Origin of the sequence: Salinibacter ruber DSM 13855 (genome assembly GCF_000013045.1) — a bacterium.
In the GTDB taxonomy this organism is placed as follows: Bacteria; Bacteroidota; Rhodothermia; order Rhodothermales; family Salinibacteraceae; genus Salinibacter; species Salinibacter ruber.
The window spans coordinates 2,857,712-2,876,338 of record NC_007677.1 but is presented as its reverse complement, the minus strand read 5'-3'; the positions used below and the strand labels follow the sequence as shown (position 1 = coordinate 2,876,338).

Here is an 18,627-nt window from a genome sequence, read left to right as displayed (position 1 = left end):
GGGACTTGGGGGCGTTCGGGCTCTTTCCTATACTGTATCCCTGTCGCCCTGCGGCGCCCCCGCCGAGCGACGGGCACAGTTGTGTCTTGTCCAGTTGCCGTCTTCGTTATGCCCCACCGCCCGGTTCTTCTCGCGCTCGCATCCGCACTCGCGATCGGCCTCGTCGGATGCGCGAGCCCGTCGAACGAGTCCGCCTCCCCCTCCATTGACGGGGTGGGCGAGCCGGCCTGGGTGCAGGACGCCACCGTCTACGAGGTGTTCGTCCCGGACGCCTCCGCGGAGGGCACCTTCCAGGGACTCATCGGGCGGCTCGACGAGATTCAGGCGATGGGCGTCAACACGCTCTGGCTCATGCCCATCCACCCGATCGGCGAAAAGCGGCGCAAGAGCGACATCGGGGCGCTCGGGTCCCCGTACTCGATTCGGGACTACTACGACGTGAATCCGGACTACGGAACGAAAGAAGACTTCCGGGCGCTCGTGGATTCGGTGCACGCCCGGGATATGCACATCATCATCGACCTGGTGGCCAATCACACGGCCTGGGACCACCCGTGGCTGGACGAGCACCCGGACATGTACAGCGACGGGCCTATCAATGGCTTTACGGTGCCTGTCCTGAACGGCGACACGACCAACTGGACGGACGTGGTGGAGCTCGACTTTGAGAATCCGCGGACGCGGCAGGAGATGATCGACGTCATGCAGTACTGGGTTCGCGAGTTTAACATTGACGGCTACCGGGCCGACGTGGCCCACGCGGTGCCGCTCGACTTCTGGGAGAACGCGATTGACTCGGTGGAGGCCCGCAAGGAGGTGCTGATGCTGGCGGAGGCGGCGAGGCCAGAAATGCATGAAGTAGGCTTCGACCAGACGTACGCCTGGCCGTTTTACGGCGCGCTGAAGCGGGTGTGGGAGGAGGACGCCCCCGTCCGCACCCTCGCCACGCAGGTTGACACCACCCTTGCCAATCTGCCGGAGGCGGCCCGGCGCCTACGCTTCACCACGAACCACGACGAGACGATGTGGGACGCCCCTCCGCCCGCCCTCTTCGACGGCCTGGAGGGCTCGACGGCGGCGTTCGTGCTTGCGACGAGCATGCCCGGAGCGCCGCTGGTCTACAACGGCCAGGAGCTGGGCGTGACCGATTCGGTGTCCTTCTTTGCCCGCACGCCGTACGACTGGTCGCAGACGCCCGATGTCCGACGCTTCTACCGTGATTACCTCCGGCTGTACGGCGACAGCCCGGCCCTGCGGACCGGGGCCCTGACGGTGCACACCCCGGATGCCGAGGACGTGCTGGTGTACGAGCGGGCGACCGACACGGACAGCCTGCTCGTTGCGGTGAACGTCCGCGACGCCTCGCGCGAGGTATCCCTTCCGGACGGCTACGCCGACGCGCCCCTCACCGATGCCTCGACGGGGGCGTCTGTGGAGGGCGCGACGATGACCCTAGAGGGCTACGACTACCGCGTTCTCCGGCGGGCGACTGCGGAATGACCGACAAATCGGAAGGTCGACACCGCAGGGCGCCCGCGCCCGGACTCGCGAGGTCTTGCTTACGTCTCAGTGAGCTGGAAATCGCAGGCTCATCCATTGTTCTTTTCACATTGAACGCGTGCTGACGTGAGCAGCACGACCGCCCTACGGGCCTAAGCGGCATGTAATAGGACGTGCCGTGGAGAATCCGGCCCAGGAATGGGGAGACGGGGCTAGTAGCAAGCCCTAAGGTGCTCCCCTTGGCGATGGCCAAACAAGGTCATTTTCAAAGAACCGCCTCAGTTCCATCGGGAAAAGGCACCCCGGACTGAAGCTACTTCAGAGATTGAATCTTTTGGCGGAGTTAAGTCCCGTGAGAGGCAAATTGCCACTGTTATCATGCAGAAACTCTACATGTCTCCTGCCGGGAAGCCAAAAGAGGTCTGCGCGATCACTGAAGGGTTCCTGTTTTACCCAACAGATAGTTTTCCAGTGAGACGGAGACATAGAGCCTGAACCACGCTTTAAGGCTCTAATCGCGATAGCCCGGTTGTTCTGCCGGGTACAAGGGACAAGGAATAGGCGGGACCTACGTTTGGCGAATGTGAATGAACCTGCGAAATCCAGGATACACCCAGTAGGATGATAGGGTACCTAGATCTACCGATGCCTGCTGGGTGTCGGCGGAGCCTGTGTAGTAGCCTTGGAGCAGCCCGAAATGGCTGACACTGGCGAAGATGGATAACGAAGACTCAAATACAAAGTACAGAAGATGACCGACGAAGTCCCAGACACAGTGATTGGAAGTCACGGCAGGAGGGACCGGATAAGTATCCGGGAATTGGTAGGGGATTCTTGCACCCCGAAATTGGAAGCCTGCCCCAGATGGGAAGGGGCTGAAGTAAGCGTTCCTGAATGGGAATGTGGTAGGCCATTGCGGAAACGTGAGGCCGATGTGCCTCAATAGAGACTTCGTAGAGAGCCGAGGTACGCCGAAAGGTGTACGCCCGGTTCGGGAAGAAGAGGTTGGAGACGGCCTTTAAGGTATCTGAAGAGATTAAACGCACCAACCTCTTACTTTCACCTCGTATCGCTTATGGCACCTGCCGACGACGCCGAGGGCTCCGCTCGTTCCCCGAGCGCGTCGTCGGACTCTTCACCCCTCGCTGAACTCGACGTTTGGCTGCTCTTTGCCGTCACGCTGGTCGGAGTCGGCAATGTGTCCGGGGTGTCGCCCGCCTTTCCGCAGGTCGTCGACGTGCTCGGCATTTCGCGGGTCCAGGTGGGCTGGGTCGTAACGGTCTATTCGCTCCCGGGCCTCCTGAGTGCCCCCCTCGCGGGCATCGGCGCCGACCGCCTGGGACGGAAGCGGGTGCTGGTGCCCACGCTGTTCGTGTTTGGGATCGCCGGCGGGGCGTGCGCCCTGGCCCGGTCGTTTCCCGTCTTGCTCGTCCTGCGGGCCGTGCAGGGGTTCGCCGCGGCGCCGCTGGTCGGGCTCGCCATTACGATCATTGGCGACCGGTACGACGGCGCGACGCGGGCCGCGGTGGTCGGCTACAACGCCACGGCCCTCAACGTGGGGACGGCGGCCTTCCCGGCCGTGGGCGGAATGCTGGCGGCCATCGCGTGGTACGTGCCGTTCGCGCTCCCGCTTCTCGCCCTTCCAGTGGGGACGGCGGTGGCGTGGAAGCTGGAGGCCCCGGCGGTCGACGGTCGGTCGAGTGCGGAGGGCTTTCGGGGCTACCTCCGGACGGTGGGGGCGCGCCTGCGGGATCGACGGGTCTTCGGCCTGCTCGCCGTCAACCTCGGCATCTTTGTCCTGATCTTCGGCGCCTTCCTCACGTACGTGCCGGAGCTCGTCGAGACCCGCTTCGGCGCCTCGTCCGTCGTGTCGGGGGTGGTGCTGGCCGCGGCGTCGGTGTCGAGCGCCCTGGTGGCGACCCAGATTGGACGCCTGGCGACCTGGATCCCGCCCCGTCGCCTCATCCAGGGATCCATCGTGATCGACGGGGTGGCGCTTGTCCTCATGCCGCTGGCGCCCGGCGTGTGGGGCGTCGGGATGGCGTCGCTGTTCTACGGCGTGGCACAGGGCCTCAACCAGCCGGCCCTGCAGACCCGGCTGACCGAGCTGTCGTCGGAGGCCTCCCGCGGTGTGATTCTGTCCCTCAACGGCACGATCCTGCGCCTTGGGCAGGCCGGGGGGCCGCTCCTGATGGGCCTGGCGCTCGCGCTGGGCGGCATCGAGGCGGTGTTCTACGCGGCCGGGGGCGTGGCCTTCCTGGTGGGGCTCGCGGCGCTGTGGCTCCTCAGCGCGGAGTAGGAACGCCCGGACGGGCGGCCAGGGCCCTCGTCCGGGGCGTCGATGCGGTGGCGTCCCCTCTCCGGGCCGGCCCTAATGGTCCATCGTGAGGACCGCGCGGAAGCGGGCCTCATTGTTGATCATGCGGTCGTAGGCGGCCCCGGCCTCCTCTAGAGAGAAGGTCTCAATCTCGGGCAGCGCCTCGGCCTGCGCGCTGAACGCGAGCGTGTCCTCCGAGTCCTTCGCGTCGCCGCTGGGCCAGCCGGAGACCGACTTGCGGCCCTGAATGAGCGCCATCGGCGGGACCTCGACCGCCTCTCCCGTCGCGGCGACGATCACGAGGTCCCCGTCGCGGCCCAGCCCGCCGACGACCGACGTGATGGCGTCGGCGTTTGGGGCGGTGGCCAGGATGAGGTCGGCCCCGCCCTGGTGCTGGAGCGCCTCGGCCGGGTCGGTGCTCGAGACGTCAACGAAGTGGGAGGCCCCGAGGTCGTGGGCCAGTTCTTCCTTGTCGGCACTCGTGGAGAGCGCCACCACCTCCAGGCCCATCGCCGCGGCGTACTGCACGCCCAGGTGGCCCAGTCCGCCGATGCCCTGCACCGCGACGAGGTCGCCGGGCTGCAGGTCCTGATTGCGAAGCGCGTTGAACGTGGTGATGCCGGCGCAGAGCAGGGGCGCGGCGTCTTCGGCGGCCAGGGCCTCCGGCATCTTCGCCACGGCCTCGGCGGGGGCGGTCATGTACTCGGCGTAGCCGCCGTCGTAGTGGATGCCGGTCACGAGGCCGTTCTCGCAGTTCACAAAGTCGCCCGTGCGACAGGCGTCGCAGGTGAAGCAGTGGCCGCCGTGCCAGCCGACCCCCACGCGGTCGCCCTCCGACCACTGGGTGACATCCGTTCCCACGGCGTCGACCACCCCGGCGACCTCGTGCCCCGGCACGCGAGGGTATTCGAGGCCGGGGAACGTGCCCTCCTTCACGAAGGCGTCGCTGTGACAGATGCCACACGCCTCGACGCGAACGCGCACCTCGTGGGCGTCGGGGTCGGGCACAGGAAGGTCAACGATTTCAAAGTCGGCCCCGGCACTGGGAATGCGGGCGGCTTGCATGGTGGACATGAGGGCAGAAGGGGCTGTTGTGCAGGCGAATCGAACGGCTCCCTCCGGAGGAGTCGTTCTGGAAGGAACCCGAAAAGTCCGTAGACCGGTACCGATCGACTCCGGCCGCGTTTCCAGGCAGGGAATCCACGGCGAGGACCCACCCCGGATTGACAAAGGGGACTGCGGTGCTGTAACGTCTGGGAAGAAAGGCACGTAGAGAAATGAGAGCTCGTTCACAGATCCACGGCCCTCATGTCCGGCTCCTCCATTCTTCGTCTTTCAGTTGTTGCATTGCTTCTCGCCGCAGGGCCCGCCGCGGCCCAGGAACAGCAGTACGTGCTGTCGGAGATGGACGTCACCGTCCACGTGCGGCCCGATGGCGGCTACGAGGTGCAGGAGTCGATTGCGTACGATTTCCAACAAGGGGCTTTTTCGCGGGCGTACCGATCGGTCGTGCGGGAGGATGCGGGCGCCCTTCGGGCCGTGGCGGTGACCAGTCCGGAAACGTCCGTCGACTCGGTTCGGACTGGGGAGACAGACGGTGTGCGCCAGGTCTGGTGGTCGTTTCCGGACCGCTCCGCGCCGGCCCGGTTCGATGTACAGTACGTCCTGGACGAGGCGCTCTACGAACGGGGCGGCCGCAACGTGGCCCGACTCGACGTAATGGCCGACGGGGCCGTCGTGCCCACCCGAACCGTGGACGTGCAGGTGATCCTCCCGGCGGCCTTCGACCTGCAGCGAGGCGACGTTGTGCTCCGTCCGGACGCGGGGACCGTGCGACGAGAGGCCGGCCGGATTGTGGCGTCGTTCCACCGCGATCGCGTAGAGGAGGGGGACGACCTCTCGGTCGAGGTGTCGTTTCCGAAACAGGCGGCCGGCGAGCACCTGCCGACGACCGCAGATTTTCTCCTCGGGCTGTTTCTCGTGGTCGTGGGCGGTGCCGCGGGGGGCGTTGCTGCGTAGCGCTGGCGCGGCCCGCGCCCGGAGCGAACGGCCCGCCGCCCGCCGCCTGACCTCGACCGGCCGATGGCGGTGGCGCTGCTCGGGAATCGGGACGGACAGGCGTTCCTCGCAACGCTGTTCGATCTCGCCCGGCGCGGCCACGTCACCCTTCGTCACGACCGGGAGGATCAGGCCTTCGGAACCACCGACGTGGTCCGGCTGGAGACGCATCCTGCCCCGAACGACCTCTCGGACTTCGAGCGTCGCCTCGTGGACACGCTCGGGGAGTACGAGACCCTCGACGACTTTTGGTCGGACACCAGATCATTCCGGAGTGACGTCATGAGTGACGTCCGGGGCGTGCTGTTTGAGCGTGGGTGGATGGAGAATCACACGGTGCGCTCCGGACTGCTTCTGGGCGGGGCCCTCGTGGCGCTTCTCGGGGGATTCGCCGCCGTGGTTACGGGCGACAGCGCCCTTCGCTTCTACCTCCTCTTCGGGGGCATGGGCGTGAGCCTCGGGGGATTCATCGCCGCGGTGCGGCAGTACACCTGGACCGAGGACGGCGCGCGCCGGGCCATGGCGCTCCGCGCATACCTCGACCACGAGAAATCCGAGATTGAGCGGCTCCGAGAAACGAGCCCGGCACGCGCCGCCGAACGGCTCGTGGACGCGCTCCCGTGGCTGCTCCTCCACGACGAGGTGTCGAGGGCCTGGATCGAAGAGACAAAAGAGGCGCTCGACGCGGCGGACGAGGTGCCGGAACTCCCCGATGGGTTCGTTAGCCTCGTAGAGACGGAGGGATCGGCGAGGGCCCCCGTCGCGGCCTTTTTGCCGGTCGTGACGGTGATGGGGGCGGTCGAGTCGTCGTCGGCCGGGGCTGTGGGGGCGGCCGGGGCGTCTGGGGCTGCCGGGGCGGCGGGCGGCGGGGCCGGTGCCGCCGGGGCGGCGTGAGTGCGTTGAACGTTGAAAGGTTGGAACGTTGGGGGAGAGAAATCCCGTCTCCCGATGCCCGAGTTCATTCGGGGAGGTCAAGCACGTTCCGGGCCTCGTCTGCGCGATTGGCAGGCACTTTTGCCTGCACGCCCCCTTCCGTGGCGTCAAACATCGGCGTGAGGCCGGACTGGTCTGCGTTTGCGAGCATGCACGGGATCCCCGCGTCTTCGAGCTGCGTCTTGGCGAGCCGGGCCTCGCCCGTCGAGGCGTAGCGGGCGACGGTAACGAGGGACGCGTTCGACACGGCACGTGCAAGAGGCTGTAAGAGAAGTGGAATGAGGAGGCTAATCGGACATCCACGTCTTTGCCAGCGCCTCCGGATCGGGCGTCTCGCCGCTGGCGGTGAAGCTGCGGGCCACATACTTGCCGATCAGGTCGAACTCCAGGTTGACCGCCGCCCCCTCCGTCCACGTTTCCGCCACGTTCGTGACCGCGTGGGTGTGCGGGATGATGGCGACGGTGAACGCGTCCTCGTCGAGGCGGGCCACCGTGAGGCTGATGCCGTCCACGGAGACGGACCCGACCGGGATCAAGTACGCGGCGTGCTGCGGGTCGAACTGAATCGTGTAGAGCCAGTCGGTCTCCTCCCGCTCCACGTCCGTGATGGTGCCGGTGGCGTCGACGTGGCCCTGCACGAAGTGGCCGTCGAGCCGGTCGCCGGCCTGCAGGGCGCGCTCCAGGTTGACCGGGGCGCCCGCCTCCAAGTCGCTAAAGGTCGTCTTGCGCAGGGTCTCCTCGATGCTGTCGACGGCGAAGGTGGAGGCGTCCGGGTCGACGTCGACGACGGTCTGGCACGCGCCGTCGATCGACACGCTCTGGTCGACGTGGAGCTCGGGGGCGAGGTCCGCTTCGATCGTAAGCCGCTTGCCCGCACGGTCGCTGCCGAGGGACTCGACTGCCGTGAGCGTGCCGACTTCTTCGATGATGCCGGTAAACATTGTGGTGGGAGGGATTGGGAAAAATAACCTCTAAGCCAGGGGCGTCAGCGAGCGAGGGGCCTACACGGTGCGCCGGTAGCCGCGCAGGAGCACGTCCGCCCCCACGGTCGCCCACGCCTGCTCGGCAAACGTGAGGGCCCCGTCCATCTCCGTGATGCCGAGGTCGTGGAGTGCAGGCCGCCCGTCCCCCAAAACCTTCGGCGCGACGAAGCAGAAGAAGCGGTCCACGAGGTCCTGCCGGAAGAGGGCCGTCGCGAGGCCCGGCCCGGCTTCCACCAGGAGCGACTGGAGCGGCTCCGCGTCGCGGCCGGCGTCGGTGCCGAGGCGCTGGAGGAGGGCATGGAGGTCGAGGTGGGCATCGTCCGTTTCGGGGACGCGCAGGATGGCGCCCCCACGGTTGGTCAGCGGGCCGGCGTAGTCGGGGCGAGGGCGGTCGTCGCCCACGACGGCGACCGTATCGTCGGCGTGGGCGTCGGTGAAGAGGGTCCGGTCGGGCGAGAGCGTGCCCTTGCGGTCGAGGACGAGGCGGAGCGGCTGGGGGCCGTCCACGTGACGCACCGTGAGGCGGGGGTCGTCGTGTGCGGCGGTGCCGCGGCCCACGAGAATGCCGTCCAGTTCCGCCCGCCACTGGTGAACGAGCGTGCGGGCCGCCTCGCCCGTGATCCACTGGCTGTCGCCCGTGCGGGTGGCGATGCGCCCGTCCAGCGTCTGGGCCGTCTTGAGCGTGACGAGCGGACGTCCGGTGTCGACGTGGTGGAAGAAGGCCTCGTTGAGGCGGCGGCAGGCGTGCTCGTGGACGCCCACCTCCACCTCTACCCCCTGCTCGCGCAACTGTCGAATGCCGCGGCCCTGGGCCTGCGGAAACGGGTCGACCGTCCCCACCACGACACGAGGGACGTTCTTTTCAACAATCAGGTCGGTGCAGGGCGGCGTCTTGCCGTGGTGGCGACAGGGCTCTAGATTGACGTAGAGGGTGGCGTTCTGGAGGGCGGCGGGGCTGTGCTGCTGCTCGGCGGCCTGGAGGGCACGGGCCTCGGCGTGAGGGCCGCCGTAGGTCCGGTGGGCGCCCTCTCCCAGTACGGTGCCGTCCGGGGCCAGGAGGACGGCGCCCACCATCGGGTTTGGACTCACCGTGCCCGCCCCCGTCCGGGCCAGATCCAGGCACCGTTTCATCCAGGGCACGTGTCCGGTGTCGTCCACAGGGGGAACGTTTCCGTGGCGTAGGTCGGGGGCGGCGAGTCCGTCGGCGGTCATTTGTCAACGTCGAACTTGGGTTCAGAACGGGGCTTCTGGTCGGATAGGACGAATGGACGGGCCTTCTCGACGGGACGATCGCGAAGCGCCGCCGCGAGCCGGCCCCGCACAGGAGCGGGGGGCAGAAGCCCCAATCGGGTCCGCCGGGGGCGGCGTCGGGACAAGGACAGTACGGGTGCCCGTGGACCCGGTCCGCAACGCCCCGACGGCACGGCGCCCTACCTGCCACGGCGGTGGTCCGTTCCGCCGCAACCAGGCGATCGCCGTGCCGCCGGGCGTCACGACTGCCGTTCGGCGGCACGGTTTTCACGCGTGCAGGCCCCTCGGCGAGGCACTTGAATGTGGTGGACAGGTCGGTTCCGGACCAGAAGCATAATTGTCGTTTGGATGGCACTGCATGGCACCAGTTTCTATGCACGACAGAGGGGCACGATGCCGGTCAGAAGAGATTCACGAGATTCTGCCTCTTCGTGCACTGGAACCGCACGCGGGTCGGGCCGCACGCGCGGTGCCGCACATGCTGCGTCCGTGGGCTCGCGTCCCCTGTTTCGAACCAAACGCCCTCGGCCGGGCATAGGCTCCCTCTCACCGTTTGTGTGCCATCAACCTCGCCTGTCCGATGCGTTCGGTGCTCACGTCCATCTGGGTGTGGTTCGCCATCGGTACCCTGATCGTCCTGTGGGTGCCCGTCATGCTCGTGGCCCGTGCCGTGGACCGCGACCCGGCGCACTACTACGCCGGGTATACCCTCCGCATCATGGGACGCCTGTTTACGTATGTGAACCCGTTCTGGGACGTCACCCTCGAAGGGGCGTTTCCGGAGGACCCGCGTCGTCCCTACGTCGTGGTGTGCAATCACTTCTCACAGGCCGATCCCCCCATCATCTCCCGTGTGCCCTGGGAGATGAAATGGGTGGCGAAGAAACAGCTCTTCGACCTGCCGGTGGCCGGGTGGCTGCTGCATCTGAGCGGGGACATTTCGGTCGACCGGCGGCGCAAGAAGAGCCGGGCCCGGGTGCTCACGACGGCCCGCGACTACCTTGAGAAGCGGTGCAGCGTCATGTTCTTCCCGGAGGGCACGCGCTCCCGCGACGGGCGGGTGCAGCGGTTCTCCGACGGGGCCTTCCGGCTCGCCATCGAGGAGGGGGTGCCGGTGTTGCCCCTCGCCATCGACGGCACCCACGAGGCCCTGCCAAAAAACTCCCTCTGGTTCAAGCCCAACCCGGAACCGATTCGCGTACAGGTGCTGGAGCCGGTCGAAACCGACGGGTGTTCGCCGGACCAGGCCCGGGCCCTGCAGCGACACGTGCGGGCCCGAATCGCGCAGCAGATTGCGGACTGGCGCGACGCCGATCTCGACACTGTCGATGGACGCAGCGGGACGGAAGCCGCCGCTGTCCGGTGGATCGACGAGGGCCCGGGGGCCCCTGCCCAATCCGCCGGCGGGGCCTCTGGTGAAGCGTCCGTCAAACCCTCCAGCCCACCCGGCGCGTCGGAACCGGGCCGCTAGAGGACTCATTCTGTGTATTGCCTTAAATTCAGTTCAGCAGATCGCTTGCCCAGTAGCTCAATCGGCAGAGCGTCCGGCTCTGGACCGGGAGGCTGGTGGTTCGAATCCACCCTGGGCAACCGTTCACACCTCTTTGTCCCTGCGGGGCCGCCGGCGCCGTGGGGCTTTTTTGTGTCGTGCCGTGGCGCCCCCACGAAAAGGTCCCCCGCGGTGCCCGAGCGGGAAAAGGAGGCGTCGCGCCGGGGTCACGCCGAAACGAACCCCCGTGGGTGTCCCGGCCATGGGCGTGCCGGGGAGGGCGAGCAGCGAGGGCATGCCCCCGGTCCTGAAGAACAGATCCGAAGCGGTCCGTCGTCCCTACCCGACGGCAGGCAAAATCGGCGCCCCGCCCGAAAAATTCAGGCGTGACGTAAAGTACCAAAGAGAAGAAAAATTTTCGATATGAGTGGCCAAAAGACCAAAACTGGCACTCCTATTTTCCATACGGCCCAAAAAGTAGGGTACTGCTTAACATGAATATGAGATTAAGGTAGACGGAGGGCGTCGGGTGCGGAAGAGGGAGTTTGGGGGGGATGCGAGGGGGGACCGAGCGGGAAGGCAGGGTGGCTGAGGCTGAGGTGCAAATGTTGCGCCTCTCTCCAGATAAGGTCAATTGTGCTTTTGGATGATGATGTCCGTCGTGTTGGCGGACCGGGGATTCGCGGTTTCCTTCGTCTTGACAATAAAATTTCTTGTAGGTACAATTTGGGTGCCAGGAAAAGAGACGGCGAAGAGAATTGCTCTCGAACGCTAACGCGGACAGGGCACTTTTCTTCGCGCGTCTCCGGCGAGTCTCACATTTTGCCAACACATACTGAAGCCCCGCGCCGGGCTGGTCTTTGGAAGGGACGGCCGACGCGGGGCGCCCACAGCTGCCGCTGCAAGCTCCATGAATACAACGGTACGAGGAGAAGGTTCTGTGCTGCGCTCATGGATGTCAATCCTGGGCGCCGCCCTCACGCTTTTTGTCGCTGCGTCGTTCTTTGCCGGTACGGCCCTCGGCCAGGGGGCCGATCCCCCGGATACGTCTCTCGAACAGGAGGGGGAAGGCACCTGGCACGATGACGTGCTTCGCGTCAAGGTGGCCCCGGATGTGGCCGATCAGGCAACGCCCATGAAGCGAAATGGGGTTGCGACGCTTGGTGTCGAATCGATTGATGCGCTCAACCGGGAGTACGACGCCGTCTCGATTGAGCCCCTGTTTGATGTAGGGGGCGAGTACGAGGAGCGCCATCGCGAATACGGACTGCATCGGTGGTACGAAATCCGTCTCGCCGACGGGAAGGCGTCGGCCGATGCGGACATAGAGGCGGCCATGAGCGCGTACTCGAACGCGTCGGCTGTCTCCGTTGCCGAAGGAAAGGCTCGGGCTGAGCAGCACGTCGTCGAGGATTCGCGGGCGCCTGTCACCTCGTTGCTCGATCCACTGCCCGGCACGCCCGATGACCCGCTGTACGGGGATCAGTATGGATTTCAGAACATCGAGGCGGAGGGGGGATGGTCGACCCGGACCGGAGACACGACGGTCGTCGTGAGCATTCACGACTCGGGAATTACGGGGAACTTCGACGGGAACGAGACCACCGTCAACCACCCGGATCTCCAGCCGAACGTTTGGTACGGTGGGGACCCCAGCGACGGAAGTGTTCACGGGAAGAACTTTGCTGGAGATCCGGCCAATCTCGTGGACAACACCAACGGTCACGGGACGCATGTGACCGGAACGGTGGCTGCCGTCACCAACAACGCCTTCGGCGTAGCGGGCACTGCCGGTGGAAATGGGGAGTTTGCGAATGGGCGTGGGACTGGCATCCGGTACATGGTGATTCCGAATTTAGGTGAGCCGGACGCGTACGTCTACGCCGCCGATAACGGGGCGGTCGTCTCTCAGAATAGCTGGGGGTACACGAGCCCGGGGATATTCCCGCAGTCCCTGCAGGATGCCATTGACTACTTCATCGACAACGGAGGGGGGGACCATCTCGACGGGGGCATTGTCGTCTTCTCCGCCGGAAACGACTCCGACAACGGGGACTGGTTCCCGGCGGCCTACGACCCGATCGTCTCGGTGGCCTCTACCGATCAGAACGACAACGTGTCTTCGTTCTCCAACTACGGGGAATGGGTCGACATCGCCGCGCCCGGCACCGCGATTTTGAGCACCTGGATCGCGGGGCAGGGAAGCGTCGAAGAGAATTTTGAGTTCCTAAGTGGGACCTCGATGGCCGCCCCGCACGTGTCGGGCGCCGCCGCGCTGGTGGTATCCGAGTTCTCGGACGTCAGTAGCCCGGAGCAGGTGGAGTCGATCCTGGAGGAGTCCGCCGACGACGTTGGGGCGACGCTCGACATTGGGGCCGGTCGCCTGAACCTGGCCCAGGCGCTGCAAGAGGACGACGGCAACGCGCCGGCGGCGATTACTGATCTGTCGGTGAGTGACGTGGCGTCGGCCCATGTGGACCTACAGTGGACGGTTCCGGACGGGGAGCCGACGGTCTACGACATTCGGTATTCCACCGATCCGATCGAGACCGATCAGGACTTTCAGAACGCCACGCAGGTGTCCGATCCTCCGTCCCCGTCCGCGCCGGGCGACACCGACGAAGCAACCGTTGAGGGCCTAACGCCGGGCACGGAGTACTTCTTTGCCATCAAATCGTCGGACACGTTTGGCAATACCTCCGGCCTGTCCAACGTGGCGTCCGCGACCACCGAGAATGCCCCGGCGATCGCCGTGGACCCGGAGTCGGTGTCTCAGACGCTTAACACCGGCGAGTCCGGCTCCGACAACTTTGCGATTTCGAACGTCGGAGAGGACACGCTTTCGTTCGCGCTGCAGGCTGGCACGGGCGGCTCCGACATTGCCGATCCGATCGGCGAGCCGACGGAGCTTCGCAGCCTGGCCGGTGCACTTCCTCCGCGTCTCGAGCAGATGGAGGCGAACCAGCCGCAGGATCGCTTCTCGTCGAGTGAGACCACCTACGAGGCCGAAGAAGGAGCCGTACAGCAACAGTCCACGGAGGTCGAAGGGCGGCCCCTCGCGAAGCTGCTCGACGAGGTGGGGACGACTGGATTCGGAAATGACATCTTCAATGAGGAGTACGAGATCTACTCCTTCGACCTCGGCGTTCCCTCCGACCTCACACAGGTGGACGACGGCGTAAATTCCTTCGCCGGGAACTTCATCCAGGGGAATAACGAGGAGATCTACTGGATCGACAACGCGGACAACAACCTCAAGACGTACGCCCTTGACGACGGCACCGTCGAGACGATTGGGGAACTGAACCCGCAGTCGAGCGATCCGGGGTGGACTGACCTGGAGACGGATTACTCCACCGGGACGACGTACGTCACTACCACCAGTGCGCTTTACGAACTCGATCCCGAGAACGCAGAGCTGACGCTCGTCGGTGAATTCTCTGGGGGCCTGTTGCCTGTCGCCTTCGCGGTTGACGATGAGGGACAGGGGTACCTCCACGACATTCAGGGCGATAATATTCTAACCGTCGATCTGGAAACGGCGGAGACGGAGGTGCTCGGGTCTACGGGCATCGACGCCAACTTTGCCCAGAGCATGACCTACGACCACGCGATCGACCAGTTGCTCATGGCGGCGTACAAAGGCTCCACGGCGTCCGTCCCGGCCGAGCTCCGAGAGGTGAACATGGAGACCGGCAACACGGAGCTCATCGCCCCGATCGGGCCGGAGGGCGAGCCCAACGAGCTTGGATGGTTTGCCACGCCGGGGCCGAGCTTCCAGTGGCTCACCGCCGAGCCGACTGAAGGGGAGGTGGCCGCGGGGGACCCCGGAGAAGAAATAACCCTTACCTTCGAGACAATCGCGGACGACGAGAACGCGAACGACCTCGTCGGGGGACTGGCATACTCCGGAAATGTCCAGATTGAGAGCAACGATCCGGGCACGCCGGTCGAAGAGGTGCCTGTCACGTTGACCGTGGAGGGCAACCCGGCGATCTCCGTGGACGAGAGCCTCGACTTCGGCGAGGTCTTCGCCGGCACGACGGGACGGGACACGCTGACCGTTACGAACGCGAGTGACGACGCCATCCTACAGGTGGCCTCCATCGAGCTCTCCGGGGACGACACGCCGTTCTCGGTGGCGGACGCCTCGCCGTTCGTCCTCGATCCCGGACAGAGCGGAAGCGTACCCCTCGTGTTCGAGCCGACGGAGAACGGCTCGTTCGAGACGACCCTCTCGTTCCAGAACTCGGCCACCGGCACGCAGGAGGTCACGATTACCGGACAGGGTTCGCCGTTCGTCTCGATTGCGCCGGACGAGTTAAATCAGGAGATCGACCTGACGACCGGCGACTCCACGGCAACCCAAGAGTTCACCATCACCAACGAGTTCAGTGAGAGCCTTCCGTTCTCGGTGGTCATTGAGGCCCTTGAGGGCGAAGGGGCCATGGACATCACGCCAAAACTGGCGGATAAGGAACTCCGGCGCTGGCGCCAGTTGCAGCAGGCTCCCTCACAGCTGGCCTCGGATGGAGAGCCCGCTGAGCCGTCGCTCGGACCGGCGCCCGACGGTGGGGCGACGACGAGCTCGGCCGCAGCGCGCCTCCTGGACGGCCCGCAGGTGCTGGACGAAACCGGCGTGACGGCCTACGGGGCGGAGGTGCTTGCCCCCGAAATCGTGGCCTTCGACACTGGCCTGCCGGGCGAGTTCACGGTCGTCGATGAAGGCGTGGACTCGTACGCCGGAAACTTCACTCTTGGCAACAACGAGGAAATCTACTGGATCGACAACACGGACAACAACCTCAAGACATATGCCCTTGAGGACGGAACCGTCGAAACGATCGGCGAGCTCAATCCGGAGGGGTCGGACGTGACCTGGTCGGACATGGAGACGGACCCGACCGACGGCACGACCTACGTGACCGCGGGCGAAGGCAACACCAACCGGCTCTACGAGCTGGACGTGGAGAACGCCGAGCTCGACCTCGTCGGAGAGTATGCGAGTGGAGACGCCGTCGTGGCGCTCGCGATCGATGGGGAAGGAAATGCCTACGCCCACGAGATTGTCAATGACGAGATCCTGAGTGTCGACCTCGAAACGGCCGACTCGGAAGTCATCGGTCCCACGGGCATCGACGCCAACTTTGCCCAGAGCATGACCTACGACAAGGAGACGGGTCAGGTGCTCATGGCTGCGCTTCACGACTGCTTCATTGGATGTGCTGCTGGAACGCTCCGTCAGGTGAACCGCGAGACCGGCAATACGACGCTGATCGGATCCTTCCCGGAGGCGGGAAGCGACGAGCTTGGCTGGATGGCCACGCCGGGCCTGGGCATCCCCTGGCTCGCGACGAACCTGGAGCAGGGCACGGTCCCGGCCGGCGCCACGCTGCAGCTAGAGGCGCAGTTCGACGCCACGCAGTTTGAAGAAGGCGACTACGAGGCCCAGATCAGCATCGTCGGCGACGAGTTGCAGGGCGACCCCAGTGAGTCGGTTCCGGTAAGCCTTACGGTGGAGGCGGCGCCGGTGGCGTTCGTCTCGAAGGACTCGCTCGGATACGGCCAGCTCTTTGAGCAGGACACGTCGAGCACACAAATGGTCACGCTCCGGAACGACGGAGCAGCCGACATGACGATTACCGATGTGTCGATCGACTCGGAGAACTTCTTCTTTGAGGAAGAGAGCGAGTTCACGCTCGGGCCGGGCGACGCGAAGATCTTCGACGTGGCCTTCACGCCGCAGAGCGTCGGTGAATTCTCGGCGACGATGACCATTAAGGGCGAAGAAATCTCGACCCGCGAGGTCACACTCGTCGGCGAAGGCACCCCGGCGCCGGAGCTCGCGCTTGACCCGCAGGGCTTCGACAAGCAGGCCTATGTCGGCCAGACCCAGGAAGAGACGGTCGCAGTCACCAACGTGGGCGACGCCCTGCTGGACTACGACCTCGCGGTCCTACCGTCGCAACCGCCGGTCGAGGATGTTCTCCTCAGTGAGGAAGGATTCGGGGGCGAGTTCCCACCGGAGGGAGGATGGTTCCGGGCCGGTGCCAACAATGGGCAAAACTGGCGCCAGGGGGACATTGGCTCGCCTGCCGAATCCCCCGAGGCGGAGTTCTACTGGTCTCCTTCCACCGAAGGCACGCAGCGCTTGGTGACGCCGCAGTTGAACACTGAAGGCAAATCGGAACTGGTGGTCGAATTCGTCCACCTGATCAATGCCTTCACCGCTGGCGAATTTAAAGTGCGCCTCGAGAGCACCGGCGACGGTGGAGAGACCTGGACTACGGTGAAGGAATTCCCGGCCCAAGACGTCGGTCCGATCAGCGAGCAGATCGTGATCGAGAACGAGGACGTGGGCTCGGACGAATTCCACCTGGCCTGGACGTTCGAGGGCGACTCCTTCAATATCAACTGGTGGAGCGTTGATGATGTCCGGGTATTCGCCGGCAGCGAGTGGCTGGCCGTCGACCAGACGACCGGGACGCTCGACCCCTCCGAGTCGGACACGCTTGGCCTCGACGTCGATGCGACCGTGCCCGGCTTGACCGAGGGCACGTACCAGTCCGGCCTCGGCTTCACGACGAACGACCCCCTCGCGGAGACCGCGGCGCTGCCGTTCACGCTCGACGTAATTGAGGCCCTTTCCGTCACGCCCGAACATTCGGACGGGGACGATGAGGTCTTCCCGAGTGAGACCTACACCCTGAACATGAACGTCGAGAGTCTCGACGACCTGGAGGTCTTCTCCTACCAGATGGAGATGGGCTTCAACACCGACCGCATGCAGGTCCAAGAGGTGACGACCGAGGGTACGCTCAGCGAGGGCCTCACGCTTACCTCGAACATCGACAACGAGGCGGGCGTCGTGACCATCGCCGCGGCCGACGACGGGCTGAATAGCAACAGCACCGGGAGCGGCGAGAGCGACGACGGAGCTGCCCTCTTCGACATCGAGGGCGAGGGCGTTCTCGTCTCGATCGAGGCGACCGGCCAGCCCGACCACGGAGAAATGGTCATGGACATGCAGAACGTGGTCTTCAACGAGGGACAGCCGCCGGCGACCCCGGTGAACGACACCATGGAGGTCGTCCCGCTCTACGGCGACACCGACCTCAACCTCGGCATTGGTGCTGGAGACGCAGGAGATGCCCTCGACTTCGTCGTCGGATTGACCGACCTCATTGAGGCGCAGCAGACGCACGCGGATGTCTCGGGAGACGGTGACGTCAGCGCTCTTGATGCCTCACTGATCCTACAGCGTACAGTCGGTGGTATTCCGTGCTTCCCAGTGGAGGCCGGCTGCGAGCAGGGAACGGAGGCGCTGGCCACCACCTCGAAGTCGTCTAGCAAAGCGACCGCATCCTTTGCTTGGGGCGAGGTGACCGAACCGAAGCAGGCCACCAGCGCAGAGAGCGAGAAGATGCAGCTGCCGCTGGTTCTCAATCAGGCTGGCCAGTCGGTGCGGGCCATCGACGTGACCACGAAGGTGGACCCGGACAAGGTGGCTGTGAACGACATGGCGGCCCAGCTTCCGGATGACTGGCGGGCGGTCCACCACGTGTCCGACGATGGGACCCTGAAGATCTCGATGGCGGGCACCACGCCGATCTCCAATGCCGGAAAGGTTGCGACCCTGACCATGGAGCGCAAAGAATCCGACGCGACGCTGGAGATGGGCGGCAATGTGACCGTCAACGAAGGGGCCGCTCAGAAGCTTGAGACGAAGTCCATCGTCTCCATCCCGGATGAGTTTGCCCTGGAGGGGGCGTACCCGAACCCCTTCCGGCAGGCCGCGACGCTGGAGATGGACCTGCCCCAGAAGGCGAACGTGACCGTCGAGGTCTACGACCTGCTGGGCCGCAAGGTGCAGACCGCGCACCGCGGCGAGATGGCCGCGGGATCGGGCCGTACGGTCCAGATCAGTGGCTCCGACCTCTCCTCGGGCACGTACTTCTACCGTGCCCGCGTGGAGATGGATGGAAACCGTGTCACCGAGACCGGAAAGATGACAGTCGTTCGGTAGCACCGCTGGCGCACGTTCATGATCGGGTTCCCTGAAACGGCCGAGGGGTTCGAGGAGCTCTGCTCCTCGG

General features: G+C 65.4%; 9 protein-coding genes, 1 tRNA gene and 1 pseudogene. 7 read left to right on the top strand and 4 right to left on the bottom strand.

Annotated features, from left to right (window positions below; all coding sequences use genetic code 11):
* The first annotated feature begins 108 nt into the window (after positions 1-108).
* Positions 109-1,500 (top strand): alpha-amylase family glycosyl hydrolase, encoded by a 1,392-nt coding sequence (locus SRU_RS12145; RefSeq protein ID WP_237701728.1) that lies wholly within the window; start codon positions 109-111, stop codon positions 1,498-1,500.
* A 1,075-nt stretch (positions 1,501-2,575) separates the two neighbouring features.
* Positions 2,576-3,799: an MFS transporter gene (locus SRU_RS12140; RefSeq protein ID WP_011405030.1), complete on the top strand. Its 1,224-nt coding sequence runs from the start codon at positions 2,576-2,578 to the stop codon at positions 3,797-3,799.
* Positions 3,800-3,871: 72 nt separating this feature from the next.
* Here SRU_RS12140 and SRU_RS12135 read toward each other — a convergent pair whose 3' ends face one another.
* Complete coding sequence (locus SRU_RS12135) at positions 3,872-4,882, bottom strand: alcohol dehydrogenase (RefSeq protein ID WP_043553401.1); 1,011 nt, start codon at positions 4,880-4,882, stop codon at positions 3,872-3,874.
* A gap of 243 nt (positions 4,883-5,125) precedes the next feature.
* Between SRU_RS12135 and SRU_RS15855 the strand changes: the two genes are divergently transcribed.
* Entirely contained in the window at positions 5,126-5,836 is a 711-nt protein-coding gene (locus SRU_RS15855; RefSeq protein WP_013062521.1) for a DUF2207 domain-containing protein, read from the top strand.
* A 51-nt stretch (positions 5,837-5,887) separates the two neighbouring features.
* Positions 5,888-6,769: pseudogene (locus tag SRU_RS15850) on the top strand (DUF2207 family protein); the annotation flags it as partial.
* Between the two features lie 64 nt (positions 6,770-6,833).
* Here SRU_RS15850 and SRU_RS12120 read toward each other — a convergent pair.
* Genes SRU_RS12120 through ribD form a run of 3 tightly spaced genes read right to left on the bottom strand, consistent with a single transcriptional unit; the run spans position 6,834 to position 9,003 of the window.
* Positions 6,834-7,055 (bottom strand): putative signal transducing protein, encoded by a 222-nt coding sequence (locus tag SRU_RS12120; RefSeq protein ID WP_162890683.1) that lies wholly within the window; start codon positions 7,053-7,055, stop codon positions 6,834-6,836.
* A 40-nt stretch (positions 7,056-7,095) separates the two neighbouring features.
* Positions 7,096-7,749, bottom strand: coding sequence for a riboflavin synthase (locus tag SRU_RS12115; RefSeq protein WP_011405026.1), 654 nt, complete (start codon positions 7,747-7,749; stop codon positions 7,096-7,098).
* Between the two features lie 60 nt (positions 7,750-7,809).
* Positions 7,810-9,003: a bifunctional diaminohydroxyphosphoribosylaminopyrimidine deaminase/5-amino-6-(5-phosphoribosylamino)uracil reductase RibD gene (ribD, locus tag SRU_RS12110; RefSeq protein ID WP_013062519.1), complete on the bottom strand. Its 1,194-nt coding sequence runs from the start codon at positions 9,001-9,003 to the stop codon at positions 7,810-7,812.
* Positions 9,004-9,622: 619 nt separating this feature from the next.
* Here ribD and SRU_RS12105 point away from each other — a divergent pair.
* From SRU_RS12105 to SRU_RS12095, 3 genes are all read left to right on the top strand, one after another.
* A complete protein-coding gene (locus SRU_RS12105; protein ID WP_231847148.1) occupies positions 9,623-10,513 on the top strand; it encodes a lysophospholipid acyltransferase family protein in 891 nt (296 codons plus the stop codon).
* A gap of 46 nt (positions 10,514-10,559) precedes the next feature.
* Positions 10,560-10,632, top strand: a tRNA-Gln gene (locus SRU_RS12100).
* 854 nt (positions 10,633-11,486) lie between these two features.
* A complete protein-coding gene (locus SRU_RS12095; protein ID WP_011405023.1) occupies positions 11,487-18,557 on the top strand; it encodes a S8 family serine peptidase in 7,071 nt (2,356 codons plus the stop codon).
* Positions 18,558-18,627 lie beyond the last annotated feature (70 nt).